This window comes from Aromatoleum tolulyticum (assembly GCF_900156155.1).
In the GTDB taxonomy this organism is placed as follows: Bacteria; Pseudomonadota; Gammaproteobacteria; order Burkholderiales; family Rhodocyclaceae; genus Aromatoleum; species Aromatoleum tolulyticum.
In genome coordinates this window covers 49,628-65,303 of sequence record NZ_FTMD01000007.1, presented here as the reverse complement: position 1 = coordinate 65,303, position 15,676 = coordinate 49,628, and the positions used below count along the sequence as shown (strand labels likewise).

The window sequence follows — 15,676 nt, the reverse complement described above, 5'->3', positions numbered from 1 at the left end:
GAGACATTGCATGGAAAACGAGAACCGCAAGCAGCGTGGCGCAGAGAAGACCGCGCGCATCCCGATCAAGATCGTGCCCGCCGAGCGGCTGAAGAAGCCGGAGTGGATCCGCATCAAGCTGGGCGCCGGCCAGGAGGCCGAACGCTTCAACGAGATCAAGGCGACGCTGCGCGACCACAAGCTGCACACGGTGTGCGAGGAAGCTTCCTGTCCGAACATCCACGAATGCTTCGGCAAGGGCACGGCGACCTTCATGATCATGGGCGACATCTGCACGCGCCGCTGCCCGTTCTGCGACGTCGGCCACGGCCGTCCCGAGCCCTTGAACGCCGACGAGCCGAAGGATCTTGCGGCGACGATCGCCGCGATGCGCCTCAACTACGTCGTGATCACCAGCGTCGACCGTGACGACCTGCGCGACGGCGGCGCCCAGCACTTCGTCGAATGCATCCGCGAGACGCGCGCCGCTTCGCCGAAGACCGCGATCGAGGTGCTGGTGCCGGACTTCCGCGGCCGCATGGAGATCGCGCTGGAGATCTTCGACCAGGCGCCGCCGGACGTGATGAACCACAACCTCGAGACGGTGCCGCGCCTGTACAAGCAGGCCCGCCCCGGTGCCGATTACGCGTATTCGCTGAAGCTGCTCAAGGAATTCAAGGCGCGCCACCCGGAGGTGCCGACGAAGTCCGGCCTGATGGTGGGGCTCGGCGAGACCGACGAGGAGATCCTCGAGGTGATGCGCGACCTGCGCGCGCACGACGTGGAGATGCTGACGATCGGCCAGTACCTGCAGCCGTCGACCGGCCACCTGCCGGTGCTGCGCTACGTGCACCCGGACACCTTCAAGATGTTCGAGACCGAAGCGCTGAAGATGGGCTTCAAGAACGCCGCCTGCGGCCCGATGGTGCGGTCGAGCTACTGGGCCGACCAGCAGGCGCACGGCGCCGGCGTGGTCTGAGAGCTTGCGAATAAATCTACTGCGCGACCCGATTTCGCCCCTGTGATGCTCGTCGTACCGCTTGTACGACTGCGCTTCTCGGGCCGAACTCGGGCCGCTCGCTACGATTTCTTCACAAGCCCCGAACTTGGCCGTTAACGCAGACGGGCGCGGAACCGGGGGGAAGCCCCCCGGCCGCGCCCTTCCCCTTTAGCGGTAAAGGCGTTCCTCGCGCTCGTGCCGTTCCTGCTCCTCGATGCTCAGCGTCGCGGTCGGACGCGCGAGCAGGCGGCCGACGCCGATCGGTTCGCCGCTGACCTCGCAGTAGCCGTAGCTGCCGTCCTCGATGCGGCGCAGCGCGGCTTCCACCTTGTGCAGCAGCTTCAGTTCGCGGTCGCGGATGCGTTGTTCCAGCACCTGTTCCTCTTCCTGCGTCGCGCGGTCGGCCTCGTCCGGGGTCGCGACGGTTTCGCGCAGGTGCGAGCGGGTTTCCTCGCTGTTTTCGCGCAGCTCGGCCTGCAGCTGGAGCAGGCGCCGGCGGAAGAATTCGAGCTGCGCGGCGTTCATGTAGTCGTCCGCCGACATCGCCAGCAGTTCGGCTTCGGAGAGTGTGCCGTTGCGTGTGGCAGTTGCCGTCATCATGAGTTCTCCGTGTTGCCACCCCTTGCACCGCGGTGCCTCGGGGCCAAGTCCAATAAATGAAAAAAGGGTAACTCCGGCACGCGCACGTTACCCGTCACGGGGGTATGCTCACGGGCGCTTCGAGTGAAACCCGTCCCTGGAGACCGTCATGCGTTGCATTCTGCGAGCTTTCGCCCTGCTTGTCATCTGTGTGCCGGCTTGGGCGGCCGGACTGGGGAACATCACCGACTCCGAGGCCTCCGGCGGGCTGCGCGAGGCACTGACGCAGGGCGCCGGGCGCGCGGTCGAGATGCTGGGCCGCAAGGACGGTTTCCTCGCCAACAAGAAGGTGAGGATACCGCTGCCCGACGGGCTCGCGCAGGTCGAGCCGGTGATGCGCATGGCCGGCCGCGGCAAGGACTTCGACCAGCTCGTGACGGCGATGAACCGCGCCGCCGAGGCGGCGGTGCCCGAGGCGAAGACCCTGCTGGTCGACGCGGTGAAGCAGATGTCGGTCGAGGATGCGCGCACCATCCTGAGCGGGGGCGACGATTCGGCGACGCGCTACTTCAAGTCGAAGACGCAGACGCGCCTCGCGGAGAAGTTCCTGCCCGTCGTGAAGCAGAGCACCGACCGGCTGGCGCTCGCCGAGCAGTACAACAAGCTCGCCGGCCAGGCCGCGGGCTTCGGCCTGGTGAAGAGCGAGGACGCGCAGATCGAGGGCTACGTGACGCGCAAGGCGCTCGACGGCCTGTACCTGATGATCGGCGAGGAGGAAAAGGCGATCCGCAGGAATCCGGTGCAGGCTGCGGGGTCGCTGGCGCAGAAGGTGTTCGGGATGCTGGGGCAGTAGGGACTGCAGCGACTGTAGGGGGGGTAGGGCGGAAAAGCAAAGCGCCTTCCGCCGTATGCGAACCGCGGATGCTGCACATTCGGCGGATAACGCTGCGCTCATCCGCCCTACGTCAGACGGGTCGCGCCCGCATCGGGTTGTAAGCGGGCCGATGCGGCGGAGGCGATGCGGTAAAATCCGGCTTGGCGCCGCCCGTGGGCGGCGCCGTCTTTTTCCTCAGCGCAGTCCCGTCCGCAACGCCCATGTCCGCTCTCCTGAATGCCCCGCAGCGCGAAGCGATCCGCTACCTCGACGGACCGAGCCTCGTGCTGGCCGGCGCCGGCAGCGGCAAGACGCGGGTGATCACGCACAAGATCGCGCACCTGATCAACGAGTGCGGGCTGAGCCCGTCGAACATCGCGGCGATCACCTTCACCAACAAGGCGGCGAAGGAGATGCAGGAGCGCGTCGCGGGCCTGATGGGCGGGCGCGCACCGGGCGGGCTCACCGTGTGCACCTTCCACGCGCTGGGGGTGCGGATGATCCGCCAGGAGGCGGTGCACTGCGGGCTGAAGCCGCAGTTCTCGATCCTCGACGCGTCCGACACGGTGCAGATCGTCGCCGACATCTCACGCGACTCCGACAAGGCACGCTCGAAGGCGATGCAGTGGCAGATCTCGGGCTGGAAGAACGCGATGATCACGCCGGCCGAGGCCGCGCAGCTCGCCGACGACGAGATCTCGTCGGCCGCGGCGATGCTGTACGCGGAATACGAGCGCACCTTGCGCGCGTATCAGGCGGTGGATTTCGACGACCTGATCTCGCTGCCGGTGCGCCTGCTGGAGGAGAATCCGGACGTGCGCGAGCGCTGGCAGAACAAGCTGCGCTACCTGCTCGTCGATGAGTACCAGGATACGAACAAGGCGCAGTACCGGCTGCTGCGCCAGCTCTCCGGCGTGCGTGGGGCGTTCACTGCGGTGGGCGACGACGACCAGGCGATCTATGCGTGGCGCGGCGCGGACGTCGAGAACCTGAAGCTGCTGCAGCAGGATTATCCGAAGCTGAAGGTCATCAAGCTGGAGCAGAACTACCGCTCGTCGCGGCGCATCCTCACCGCGGCAAACACCGTGATCGCGAACAACGAGAAGCTGTTCGAGAAGCGCCTGTGGTCCGAGCACGGCGACGGCGAGCAGATTGCGGTGACGGCGTGCCGCGACGCGGATCACGAGGCGGAGTGGGTCGCCTCCAAGATCAGCGCGCACAAGTTCGAGCACCGCACCAAGTTCTCGGACTACGCGATCCTGTACCGCGGCAACCATCAGGCGCGCTTGATCGAGCAGCAGCTCAGGAACCAGAAGATCCCCTACGTGATGTCGGGCGGGCAGTCCTTCTTCGACAAGGCGGAGATCCGCGACCTGATGTCGTGGCTGCGCCTGCTGATGAACGAGGACGACGATTTGGCCTTCATCCGCGCGATCACGACGCCGCGACGCGGGGTCGGCGCGGCGACGATCGAGGCGATCGGCAACTACGCCGGGCGGCGCCACGTGAGCCTGTTCGCGGCGGTGTTCGAGGAAGGCGCGGCGCATGCGCTCAACGCGCGCCAGCTCGAGCAGCTGCAGGAGTTCGGCAACTTCATCAACCGCATGCAGTACCGCGCCCGCCGCGAGCCGGCCGCGCGCGTGCTGGAGGACCTGCTCGCGGCGATCCGCTACGAGGCGTGGCTGTTCGAGCACCTCGACACGCGCGAGGCGGAGTCGAAGTGGAGCAACGTGCGCGACTTCGTCGGCTGGCTGGGCCGCAAGGGCGAGGCGGACGGCAAGAACCTGATCGAGCTCACCCAGACGATCGCGCTGATCTCAATGCTGGACAAGGACGACGCCGAGTTCGACGGCGTGCAGCTGGCGACCCTGCACGCGTCGAAGGGGCTGGAGTTCAAGCACGTGTTCCTGGTCGGCGTCGAGGAAGGCCTGTTGCCGCACCAGTCCTCGATCGACGAGGACAAGGTGGATGAGGAGCGCCGCCTGATGTACGTGGGCATCACGCGCGCGCAGCGCACGCTCAACATTACCTGGTGCGAGCGGCGCAAGGCGGGCAAGGAGACGCGCACCTGCGAGCCGTCGCGCTTCATCGCCGAGATGGGCGGCGATATCAGGATGAGCGACCGCAAGACGAATGCGCCGGTGACGAAGGAAGAGGGGCGTGCGCGCATCGCGAACCTGATGGCGATGCTGGAAGGCCGCTGAGGCCTTCCTGAGTCCCTCCGATTGCGGCGGCGCCCGCTATCCCGGTTCGCCTCGGTGCTTCACAGGGCGATCGCAGGGTTTCCGCGCACCCAGTCCGCACCTTGCGGATCAATGACTGGGGAATTTGCCCCGCGGCAATAGGGAAAAGCGTCTAGCGCGCTTCTTCATCCCTCCAATTTCGGCCGTTTACGCGCGGGCCTAGAGTGACAGCGACTCCCAACCCCTTGGAGCGTTGTCATGAAAGAGCAAGATCCGCGTGAAGTGTCGGCCTCCCGCCGCGCCTTCCTGCGCGGCATCCCGGTGCTCACCGCCGCCGCGGCCGCCCTGCCGGCGCCGGCGCTGGCGGCCCACGGGCGACATCACTGGGCGATGCTCGTCGATGTGCGCAAGTGCATCGGCTGCCAGGCCTGCACCGTCGCGTGCATCCAGGAAAACGCGGTGCCGGAGGGCAGCTTCCGCACCGTCGTGTCGACCTACAGCGTCAAACTCGCCGATGCCGAGCAGCCGGCGGGCACCTACATGCTGCCGCGCCTGTGCAACCACTGCGAGGAGCCGCCGTGCATCCCGGTGTGCCCGGTCGGGGCGACCTTCAAGCGCGAGGACGGCATCGTCGCGGTCGACGGCGAGCGCTGCGTCGGCTGCGCGTACTGCGTGCAGGCCTGCCCGTACGACGCGCGCTTCATCAATCACGCGAGCAACAAGGCCGACAAATGCACCTTCTGCGCGCATCGCGTGGATGCGGGGCTGCTGCCGGCGTGCGTCGAGACCTGCGTCGGCGGGGCGCGCATCTTCGGCGACCTGAACGACCCGCAGGGCGAGCTGCGCCGCCGGCTCGATGCCGCCAAGGCCGAGGTGAAGGTGCTGAAGCCCGAACAGGGTACCGAGCCGCGCGTGTTCTACATCGGCCTCGACGAGCGCTTCCAGGGCAGGGTCCAGGGCCAGGGCACGTTGTGGCAGCCGCGCAAGGCCCACGCGTGACGCGAACAGGAGAGCGATCATGACCCCGGATATCGTCGAAACCGTCAATGTCGCGCGCGAGGTCGCGTGGCTGCCGTGGGCGGTGCAGTACTTCTTCCTCATCGGCCTGTCCTACGGCGCCTATCTCGTGTCGCTGCCCGGGCTGGTGTTCCGCCGCCGCGGCTGGGAAGGCATCTCGCGCCTGGCGCTGCTCGCGGCGCTGCTGTGCGGGCTGACCGCGCCGGTCGCGCTGCTCGCCGACCTGCATCAGCCGGGGCGCTTCTGGCACTTCTACGCCTACTTCACGCCCAGTTCGTGGATGTCGTGGGGCGCGTTCTTCATCCCCGTGTATCTCACCGGGCTGATCCTGTACGCGTGGCTCGCCTTCCGTCCGACGCTCGCGCGGCATGCGGACGAAGGCGGCCGGCTCGCCGGCCTCGCGCGCCGGCTCGCCTACGGCGGGCACGAGAGCCGCAAGGCGCTGGTCGCGGCGGCGCTGCTCGCCTTTATCGGCGCGGCGCTGGTCGCGCTGTACACCGGCGTCGAGGTGATGCTGGTGCGCGCCCGTCCGCTGTGGCACACGCCGCTGCTGCCGGTGCAGTTCTTCGTCACCGCGGTGGCGGGCGGGCTGGGTCTCGCGCTGGTGTTCAACCGCGCCCTGCCGGGCGGCGGCGATCCGGCGGCGACCCGGCGCATGGCGATCGCGCTGGCGCTCACGCAGTGTGCCGCGCTGCTCGTCGGCGCGGTGTGGCTCGTGCTGGGCATGAGCGGGATGTCGCCGGTGCATGCGCAGGCGCTGGCCGAGGTGGCGCCGTCGGCGAACTGGCAGCTGAGCGCGGCGTGGGCGGTGGTCGCGACGGCCGTTACGCTCGCGCTGGCGCTGCTGCGCCCCGGCTCGGGTCTGGCGATCGGGCTGCTCGCGCTGCATTCGGCGTGGATGATGCGCTGGACGATCTTCATCGGCGGGCAGGAGCTGCCCAAGACCGGCGCCGGCTACTACAGCTACCAGCTTCCGCTCGGCCCCGAGGGCCTGATGGGCATCGTCGGCACGGCCGGGTTGTGGATCTTCCTCTTCGTCGCGCTGACGACGTTGCTGCCGCTGGAGCGCATCGGGCGGCCGGACCGTGCCGGCGCGTGAATCGGATCAAGGGAAACCAGATCATGAAAATCGAACGTCGCGAACTGATCGCAGCCGGGGGCCTGGCCGCCTTCGCCGCGGGCTTCTCCCAGACCTTCGGCCGCATGGTGTCCGGCCTCGTCGCGGACGAACCGGTGGCGCACGGCATCCACGGCCGTTCGGCCGAGCCGGAATTCAGCGTGGATCACGCGACCGGCGAGTTGCGCCTGAATCCGAACCAGCAGGTGAGCTACACCGCCTGCCTTGGCTGCACGACGCAGTGCGGCGTGCGCGTGCGCGTCGACAAGGCGAGCGGCAAGGTGATCCGCGTCGCGGGCAACCCTTACAGCCCGCTGTCGACCGAACCGCACCTGCCGATGAAGGCCTCGGTGAAGGAGAGCTTCGTCGCGCTGTCGCGCTTCCAGGACAAGGGGCTGGCGGGGCGCTCGACCGCCTGCGGGCGTGGCAACGCGGCGATGGACCAGATCGATTCGCCGTTCCGCGTGCGGACACCGTTGAAGCGCGTCGGGCCGCGCAACGGCGGCAAGTGGCAGCCGATTTCGTTCGAGCAGCTCGTGCGCGAGCTCGTCGACGGCGGCGACCTGTTCGGCGAGGGGCACGTCGACGGCTTCCGGGCGCTGCGCGACCTCGCGACGCCGATCGACGCGGCCGCACCCGAGCTGGGGCCGAAGGTGAATCAGGTCGCGCTGATCTCCAGCGTCAATGACGGCCGCGAGGCCTTCGCGCGCCGCTTCTGGAACCAGGCCTACGGCACGCTGAACTTCGTCGGCCACGGCTCGTACTGCGGCGGCGCCTACCGCTCCGGCTCTGGCGCGCTGTTCGGCGACATGAAGAAGATGCCGCACGCGAAGCCGGATCTGGCGCACGCCGAGTTCGTGATCTTCATCGGCACCGCGCCGGGCAACGCCGGCAATCCCTTCAAGCGCACCGGCACGCTGCTCGCGCAGGGGCGCAGCGAAGGGCGGCTGGAGTACGTCGTCGTCGATCCGGTGCTGACCAACGCCGACAACCGCGCGGCGGGCGAGCGCGGGCGCTGGGTGCCGATTCGCCCCGGCACCGACGGCGCGCTGGTGATGGGCATGATGCGCTGGATGTTCGAGCACGGCCGCGTGAACACCGCCTATCTCGCGTATCCGAACCTGCAGGCGGCGGAAGCCGCGGGCGAGCCGTCCTTCACCAACGCGAGCTGGCTGGTGGTCGCCGAGAAGGGGCATCCGCGCGAAGGGCGCTTCCTGCGCGGCTCGGACATCGGCATGACGGTGGCCGAGGAGGACAAGTACAAGGAAGCCGACCCCTACCTGGTGCTGGGTCCGGCCGGCCGGCCGGTGCCGGCCGAGACGGCGAGCGGTGCCGCGCCGCTCGAAGCGGGCGGGGCGGTGATGGTCGGAGACAAGGCGCTGGCGCTGAAGACTTCGTACGAACTGCTGCGCGAATCGGCGCTGAAGCAGAGTCTGGCAGAGTACGCGGCGATCTGCGGCGTGCCCGAGGCGGTGATCACGGGCCTCGCCGACGAATTCAGCCGCCACGGCCGCAAGGCCTGCGCGATCGCGCACGGCGGCATGATGGCGGGCAATGGCTTCTACAACGCCTACGCGGTCGTCACGCTCAATGCGTTGATCGGCAACCTCAACTGGAAGGGCGGCTTCGTCGTCAATGGCGGCGGCTTCAAGGACGCCGGCGCCGGCCCGCGCTACGACCTCGAGACCTTCCCCGGGATGGTCAAGCCCCGGGGCACGCCTCTCGGGCGCAACGTGCCGTACGAGAAATCCGCCGAGTTCGCGCGCCGCAAGGCCGAAGGCAAGCCCTACCCGGCGCGCGACGCGTGGTTCCCGAACGCGCCGGGCCTCGTCACCGAGTGGTTCCCGGCGATGCTGCGCGGCTACCCCTACGGGATCAAGGCGCTGGTGCTGTGGAGCGCGAACCCGGTGTACGGCCTGCCCGGCGTACGCCCGCTGATCGAGAAGGATCTCGCCGATCCGAAGAAGATCCCGCTGATCGTGTCGGTCGACCCGCTGATCAACGAGAGCAACGCCTTCGCCGACTACATCGTGCCGGATTCGCTGATGTACGAGAGCTGGGGCTGGAGTGCGCCGTGGAACGGGGTGCCGACGAAGGCGACGACCGCGCGCTGGCCGGTGGTCGAGCCGAAGGCGACCCATACCCCCGAGGGCGACGCGATCGGCATGGAGACCTTCTTCATCGCGCTGGCAAAGGCGATGGCGCTGCCGGGCTTCGGGCCGGAGGGGCTCGCCGACATGGACGGCCAGCGCCTGCCGCTGGAGCGCCCCGAGCACTGGTACCTGCGCGGCGGCGCGAACGTCGCCTTCCTCGGCAAGGCGCCGGTCGGGGATGCGAGCGACGAGGATCTCGAGTTCTCGGGCGTGGCGCGCCTGCGCCCGCTGCTGGAGGCGACGCTGAAGGAGGATGAGTGGCGCAAGGTCGCCTTCCTGTACACCCGTGGCGGCCGCTACCAGTCGGCCGGCGAGGCGCAGGACGCGGCGAATCCCGAGTGGCAGGCCAACCGCTTCAGCAATGCGCTGTGGTTGTGGAACGACAATGTCGGCGGGGCGAAGAACAGCCTCACCGGCCGGCGCTTCGCCGGCTGTGCGACGTGGCAGCCGCCGGCGTTTGCCGACGGCACGCCGATGCGTGCGCTGCACACGGAGGCCGACTGGCCGCTGCTCGCGGTGAGCTACAAGTCTGCGCTGCAGAACTCCTACAGCATCGCGACGCGCATCACGTCGCTGCACCCGGACAACCCGGTGATCGTGCATCCCGAGGACGCCGCGCGCCTGGGCCTCGCGACCGGAGACCTCGCGCGCATGCAGACGCCCGGCGGCGAGGCGACCTGCCGCGTGATCGTGCATGCGGGCGTGATGCGCGGCGTGCTGGCGGTCGAGCATGGCTACGGCCACCGCGAACTCGGCGCGCGCGCGCACAAGTTCGGCGACGCGCGTCAGCCGCAGCGGCCGGACCTCGGCGCGGGCATCAACCTCAACGATCTGGGCCTGGTCGATCCGACCCGCGGCGGCGAGGCGCTCTGGGTCGATGCGGTGTCCGGCACCTCGGTGCGCAACGGGCTGCCGGCGAGATTGCTGAAGATCTGAGCCTTCAGTCGAGCGCCGCGGGGTCGGCGCGCAGCATCAGGCGCGCGAGTTCCGCGGCGCTGCCGACCTCGGCCTTGTCCATCACGTGCTGGCGGTGCACGTGCACCGTCTTCTCGCTGATGTCGAGCTCGCGCGCGACGAGCTTGTTGGGCAGGCCCTGCGCGACCAGGCGCGCGACTTCCAGCTCGCGCGGCGACAGGCGGGCGAGGCGTGCCTTCGCCTCGTCGCGCTGCGCGTGGCGCGAGCGGTCTTCGGCGCCGCGCCGCACGGCCGTGGCGACCGCGTCGAGCAGCGCCTGATCCTTGAACGGCTTCTGCAGGAAGTCGAACGCGCCGTGCTTCATCGCCTGCACCGCGAGTTCGACGTCGCCGTGGCCGGTGATGAAGACGATCGGCGGCAGCGCGCCGCCCGCCCGCAGGCGCTCCTGCAGCTCCAGCCCGCTCATCGTCGGCATGCGGATGTCGAGCACGAGGCAGCCGGGCGCGTCCGGCGAGTTCGCCTGCGTCGCGAGGAAGTCCTCGGCCGAGGCGTGACTCGCGACGCGCCAGCCGACCGATTCGAGCAGGAAGACCAGCGAGCGGCGGAAGGCCGCATCGTCGTCCACGACATGGATCACGGCTTCATCGGTCGGCAGCATGGTCGCTTCGGCACTCCGGTGGTTCGCTGGCGGACGGCGCCAGCGGCAGGCTCAGGATGAATTCGCAGCCCGGCTCGCCGCCGGCGTCCTCGTCGACGGTCAGGCGGCCGCGGTGGGCCTCGGCGATCGTGCGGCAGATCGACAGGCCGAGGCCGAGGCCGTCCGCCTTGGTCGTGAAGAATGGCTCGAACAGGCGCTCGCGCGCCGTGGCGTCGAGGCCGCTGCCGTGGTCGCGCACGGCGATGCGCGCGTGGCCGGCGCTGTCGCCCTTGCCCTCGTCGATTCGCACCGTCAGGCGCTGGCGCTCGGGCGGCAGGCCGCGCGCCGCATCGTACCCGTTCTTGAGCAGGTTCAGCAGCACCTGCTGGATCTGCAGCGGATCGACCTCGACGATCGCGTCGGCGGGCAAGGTGTCGTCGACGGACACTTCCGGCGCGTTCGCGAGCATGCCGCGGAACAGCGCGACCGCTTCGACGACGAGTGCTCCGGGGGCGACGCGCTCGCGCACCGCCGCGCGTTTCTTGGCGAAGCCGCGGATGCGGCCGAGGATGCCGGCGGCGCGGTCGGCCTGGCCGGCGATCTCGCCCGAGGCCTCGCGCACGGCGTCGTCGGTGAGGCGGCCGTTGTCGCTGCGGCGGATGAGGCTGTGGGCGTAATTGGCGATCGTCGCGAGCGGCTGGTTGAGTTCGTGTGCGAGCGTGCCGGACAGCTCGCCCAGCACCGACAGGCGGGCGAGGTGATCGGCCTGTTCCTGGTTGGCGCGGATGCGCAGCTCGAGGGCCTCGCGCGCCGCGAGCGCCGCGCGCAATTCGGCGGTGCGCGCATGCACGAGGTGCTCGACGCGCACCGTGTACAGGATCCACGCGGCCAGCAGCAGCGCGAACGCGGCGATCCAGCGCCAGTAGCGCTCGGCCAGCACCATCAGCGTCGGTTCGCGCAGGTAGGCGTAGGGGCCGATCTGCAGCTCGCGGAACATCTCGTGCACGGCCTGGTAGTCGGCGGGGACGGCCCATTCCATGCCGTCGCGCGCGGCGGACATCGCCAGCAGCGCGAGCGTGACTTCCTTGGCGAGTGCGGGCGGGGTGTGGCGCAGGGTCGCGAGCGGCCAGTCGGGATAGAGCCGTGTCGAGGTCGCGCAGGGGAAATCCGGCTCGCTGCGCGCACCCAGCACCGTGAAGGCGGTGCGCCATTCGGCGCGGCTCTCGAGCAGGCAGCTGCGCACGATGCCGGCATCCGCCTCGCCGCGTGCGACGGCCTCGAACACGCCCGTCATCGGCAGGCCGACGACCTTCAGTTCGGCGAAGTCGCGCTGCGGGTCGATGCCCTGTGCGGCGAGTTCGCGCCAGATCGTCTGGAAGCCGCCGAATCCCTCGGTCGATACGACCGCGACGCGCCGCCCGCGCAGGTCCGCGAGCGTGCGCAGGGCACCGTTGCCGGCCTTCACGATCACCGCGGAGCCGATCGAGCGTTCGGGCGCGCGCGGCGGGCCGGGGTCCAGCGTCAGGATGCGGCTCGCGCCGAGTTCGGCTTCGAGTTCGACGTAGTGGCCGGGGTTGGTGATGAGGAAATCGATCTCGCCCGCGGCGGCGGCGTCGCGCAGGCCGCGGTGGTCGAGCTGCACGAGGCTGACCGTGTGCCCGGGCAGCGCGGCCTGCAGTCGGCGCAGCACCGGCGACCATTCCCCGATGGCGGCTTCCGTGCCGAGGAAGGCGAGCACGCCGATGCGCACCGCCGCGGCGTCGTCGGCCGGGGTCGCGCGGGCCGGCGCGAGGGCGGCGAGGAGGAACAGCACGGCGCCGAGCAGGCGCCGTACGCCGGGGTATGCAGGCATCGGGCAAGCATCCCGCGTTCGCTGCGGTCGGTCAAGCGGCCGTCATGGAGGCCGGTGCCGGCGGGTAGCGATGCACGGCTCGCGACGGGCGCGGTGTGACGCTTTTCACAGCTGGCTGTGCATAACCTGCGCGATTTCACCCACCCGCAACGCGTCTCCGTAGAATGCTCCGCGGGATTTCCCTGTCCGACCGCCATCGTCCGGATGGCAGCTGCGGGCCTTCGAAACGACATTTCCGGTGGAACTGAACTGATGAACAATAAGCATCCGGTGTTGGTGAATTCCATGGTCCGCGGCGCAGCGGCGGCCGCAGTTGCGGTACTGGCCCTGACGTCCGGTGCCGCGAGCGCCGAAGAACGTGCCTGCCAGGGGCGGCTCGCGCCCATCAGCGCGAAGATCACGACGAATGCCATCGGGCCGGGGGACACGCTGGGCGTCCTCGCCGGCAAGATCGATGGTCAGCTCAAGCTCAACTGCGGCATCCAGGGCAAGGCCTTCTTCAACCCGGACGGCACTTTCGGGGGCTTCACGCACACGCTGGTGTGCGGAGACACGATGTCGGAGTTCGGGCAGGCCGTGCACTCGCAGGTCGTCGCGCTCAGCCGCTACGACGGCATGCCGCAATTCACGAGCTGCGGCATTCCGGGCATGGACCTGCAGTACGGCAGCTTCCGCGAGATCACCGAGCCGCAGAGCGGACGCGGCATCTTCTCGCCGACCGGCGGGGGCCGCCTCGAAGTCGAGGGCACGGTCAATTGCGCCGGCGCCGTCGACATGAAGATCTCGGGCGAGGTCTGCGTCGTCTACTGAGGAGCCGGCGCTCGCCGTCTTATTTCGCGACCGGCGGCTCCGCGAATTTCGCGCCGCCGCTGTTCGCCAGGTAGGCCACCGCACGCTGCACCTCGGTATCGGTGAGATCGGCGCCGCCGCCGCGCGGCGGCATCTGGCGGATGCCGCCGATCGCGTTTTTCGTCAGCGTATCGAAGCCCTGTGCGATGCGCGGCGCCCACGCGGCGGCATCGCCCGTCTTCGGTGCGCCGAGTGCGCCCGCGGCGTGGCAGCCGGCGCAGGTGCCTTGGTAGATCTGTTCGCCGGTGCGGCTGCCCGGCGCGACCTTCTGCACTTTCAGCGAGATCTTTGCGACCGGTTCGATGCGGCTGGCGCGGGCTTCCGGGTCGCCCTGCTGCGGCTGGCTGCAGGCACCCAGCAGCGCGGCGATCAGCGCGAGGGCGGGCAGTGCGGCGCGGCGCGGGAGACTGTCGGGGGACCGGGTGGGCCGGTGGCGCAGGGCGGACATGCGGGCTCCTTGCTGATGTTGTTCGAGGAAGCCGGAAGTATAGCCGCCACGCCGGCCGCGGGCCGGGTGGCGGATGCGAGCCGGCGGCCCGGCCTACCCGCGGCGGGCAGTCCTGCCCGCAGGCTCGCACGCGGCGCCGCGCAAACAAAAAAGCCGGGACGTCGCCGGCTGATTCGTGTGCTGCGGAACAGTGCCCGCTTACTGCACGCGCGCCTCGACGCGACGCGCCTCGGCGGCGTCGCCGCCCCCCAGCGTCACCGCCGGACGGCGCAGCAGCACGCGCTCGGCCGGCACGCCCGCCTCGAGCAATGCGTCGCGCACGGCCAGCGCGCGGTTCTTCGACACCTCGGCATTCACCGCGGCGCCGCCGGTCTCGTCATGGAAACCCGACAGCAGCACCTTCTTCCCGGGCGCCGCATCCAACGCGACGACGATCGTCGCGATGTCCGGCGACGCATCGGCCGGCAGCGTTGCTTCGCCGACCGCGAAATAGAATTTCACCAGCGCCTCGCCCACCTCCGTGACGTCGGCGAACTCGCCCGCCGCCGCCGCAACCGGCGCCGGCACGTCGGCCGCACGCAGTTTCCAGGTCCCGAGGCCGATCACCAGCGCGATCACCAGCGCGATGACGCCGAAGAGCACACCGATGACAACGTTGAGTTCGCCGTCTTCCTGATCGAACATGTTCTACGCTCCAATCACAGGGTTATCCCGCGTATGCAGGGTCGGCGGGCAGTTTAGCCGAAACGTCGGCGACTCGTATCCAATCATTTCACGGACGATCGCTGCCACGGCGCGGAATTCGCCGCATCGGACGGCCGACCAGGCGGCAAGCCTGTTGCCTCGGGCGCGCCGTGGCGTTTGAATATGCAAAGTTCAAGTGGGTACGCACCGACCGCAGCGGTATCGGTGCCCGTGAACGGGTGCAGCAGCGAGGAGAGAAATGGACATACCGACGATCATCGAGAAGCCCACGGTCCTGGTGGTCGACGACACCCCGGACAACCTGTCGCTGATGTCCGGCCTGCTCAAGGACCGCTACAAGGTCAAGGTCGCCAACAATGGCGACAAGGCCCTGCGCGTCGCCCGCGGCGAACCGTCGCCCGACCTGATCCTGCTCGACATCATGATGCCCGGTCTCTCCGGCTACGACGTGTGCGAGGCGCTCAAGGCCGATGCGGTCACGCGCGACATTCCCATCATCTTCCTCACCGCGATGACCGCGACCGAGGACGAGACGAAAGGCCTCGCGATGGGCGCGGCCGACTTCATCACCAAGCCGGTCAATCCGCCGGTGGTGCTGGCGCGCGTCGCGACCCACCTGCACATCAAGGCCGCCGCCGACTTCCTGCGCGACAAGAACGCCTACCTCGAAGCCGAGGTCGCGCGGCGTACGCGCGAGCTCGCCGCGATCCAGGACGTCGCGATCCTCGCGATGGCCTCGCTCGCGGAGACGCGCGACAACGACACCGGCAACCACATCCGCCGCACCCAGTTCTACGTCAGGGTGCTGGCCGAGCACCTGCAGCCCCACCCGCGGTTCCGCGATTTTCTCAGCGACGGCACGATCGACATGCTGTTCAAGTCGGCCCCGCTGCACGACATCGGCAAGGTGGGCATCCCCGACCGCATCCTGCTCAAGCCCGGGCGCTTCGACGCCGCCGAATTCGAGACGATGAAGGCCCACACCACGCTCGGCCGCGACGCGATCATCCACGCCGAGCGCAAACTCGGCATGGACGTCGACTTCCTCCGCCTCGCCAAGGAGATCGCCTATTACCATCAGGAAAAGTGGGACGGCTCGGGCTACCCGGAAGGCATCGCCGGCGACGCGATCCCGATTTCGGCGCGCCTGATGGCGCTGGCCGACGTGTATGACGCGCTGATCAGCCGGCGCGTGTACAAGGACGGCATGTCGCACGAGGAGGCGGCCGCGATCATCCGCGCCGGCCGCGGCTCGCACTTCGACCCCGACATTGTCGATGCCTTCATCGAACTGCAGGACGAATTCCGCGTCATCGCCGCGCGCTTTGCCGATTAGATCGACACCGCCGCGCCCCACAGGAGCCGCTA

At 69.2% G+C, this 15,676-nt stretch carries 13 protein-coding genes; 8 read left to right on the top strand and 5 right to left on the bottom strand.

All coding sequences use genetic code 11. From position 1 onward, the window contains the following. The first annotated feature begins 10 nt into the window (after positions 1-10). Positions 11-958, top strand: a complete 948-nt coding sequence (gene lipA / locus BW991_RS11935; RefSeq protein WP_076602340.1) for a lipoyl synthase — start codon at positions 11-13, stop codon at positions 956-958. A 189-nt stretch (positions 959-1,147) separates the two neighbouring features. Here lipA and dksA read toward each other — a convergent pair whose 3' ends face one another. After that, positions 1,148-1,579, bottom strand: coding sequence for an RNA polymerase-binding protein DksA (gene dksA / locus BW991_RS11930; RefSeq protein WP_084205068.1), 432 nt, complete (start codon positions 1,577-1,579; stop codon positions 1,148-1,150). A 148-nt stretch (positions 1,580-1,727) separates the two neighbouring features. Between dksA and BW991_RS11925 the strand changes: the two genes are divergently transcribed. From BW991_RS11925 to BW991_RS11905, 5 genes are all read left to right on the top strand, one after another. Beyond that, on the top strand, positions 1,728-2,411 hold the full coding sequence (locus tag BW991_RS11925) for a DUF4197 domain-containing protein (RefSeq protein WP_076602339.1): 684 nt from the start codon (positions 1,728-1,730) through the stop codon (positions 2,409-2,411). 242 nt (positions 2,412-2,653) lie between these two features. Beyond that, entirely contained in the window at positions 2,654-4,636 is a 1,983-nt protein-coding gene (locus BW991_RS11920; protein ID WP_076602338.1) for a UvrD-helicase domain-containing protein, read from the top strand. 237 nt (positions 4,637-4,873) lie between these two features. Beyond that, entirely contained in the window at positions 4,874-5,614 is a 741-nt protein-coding gene (dsrO, locus tag BW991_RS11915; protein WP_076602337.1) for a sulfate reduction electron transfer complex DsrMKJOP subunit DsrO, read from the top strand. A 19-nt stretch (positions 5,615-5,633) separates the two neighbouring features. Next, positions 5,634-6,731, top strand: a complete 1,098-nt coding sequence (gene nrfD, locus BW991_RS11910; RefSeq protein ID WP_076602336.1) for an NrfD/PsrC family molybdoenzyme membrane anchor subunit — start codon at positions 5,634-5,636, stop codon at positions 6,729-6,731. A 23-nt stretch (positions 6,732-6,754) separates the two neighbouring features. Next, entirely contained in the window at positions 6,755-9,838 is a 3,084-nt protein-coding gene (locus BW991_RS11905; RefSeq protein ID WP_076602335.1) for a molybdopterin dinucleotide binding domain-containing protein, read from the top strand. A 4-nt stretch (positions 9,839-9,842) separates the two neighbouring features. Here BW991_RS11905 and BW991_RS11900 read toward each other — a convergent pair whose 3' ends face one another. Further along, a complete protein-coding gene (locus BW991_RS11900; RefSeq protein WP_076602334.1) occupies positions 9,843-10,475 on the bottom strand; it encodes a response regulator transcription factor in 633 nt (210 codons plus the stop codon). Beyond that, positions 10,459-12,306: a sensor histidine kinase gene (locus BW991_RS11895; protein WP_076602333.1), complete on the bottom strand. Its 1,848-nt coding sequence runs from the start codon at positions 12,304-12,306 to the stop codon at positions 10,459-10,461. The genes BW991_RS11900 and BW991_RS11895 overlap by 17 nt, the downstream gene beginning before the upstream one ends. 252 nt (positions 12,307-12,558) lie before the next feature. Here BW991_RS11895 and BW991_RS11890 point away from each other — a divergent pair, with 252 nt between their 5' ends. Further along, positions 12,559-13,116, top strand: coding sequence for a hypothetical protein (locus BW991_RS11890; protein ID WP_076602332.1), 558 nt, complete (start codon positions 12,559-12,561; stop codon positions 13,114-13,116). Positions 13,117-13,135: 19 nt separating this feature from the next. Here BW991_RS11890 and BW991_RS11885 read toward each other — a convergent pair whose 3' ends face one another. Beyond that, complete coding sequence (locus tag BW991_RS11885; RefSeq protein WP_076602331.1) at positions 13,136-13,603, bottom strand: c-type cytochrome; 468 nt, start codon at positions 13,601-13,603, stop codon at positions 13,136-13,138. A 198-nt stretch (positions 13,604-13,801) separates the two neighbouring features. Then, positions 13,802-14,287, bottom strand: a complete 486-nt coding sequence (locus BW991_RS11880; RefSeq protein ID WP_076602330.1) for an OmpA family protein — start codon at positions 14,285-14,287, stop codon at positions 13,802-13,804. Positions 14,288-14,546: 259 nt separating this feature from the next. On the opposite strand from BW991_RS11880, the gene BW991_RS11875 reads away from it, so the two are divergent. Next, positions 14,547-15,644: a response regulator gene (locus BW991_RS11875; protein WP_076602329.1), complete on the top strand. Its 1,098-nt coding sequence runs from the start codon at positions 14,547-14,549 to the stop codon at positions 15,642-15,644. Positions 15,645-15,676 lie beyond the last annotated feature (32 nt).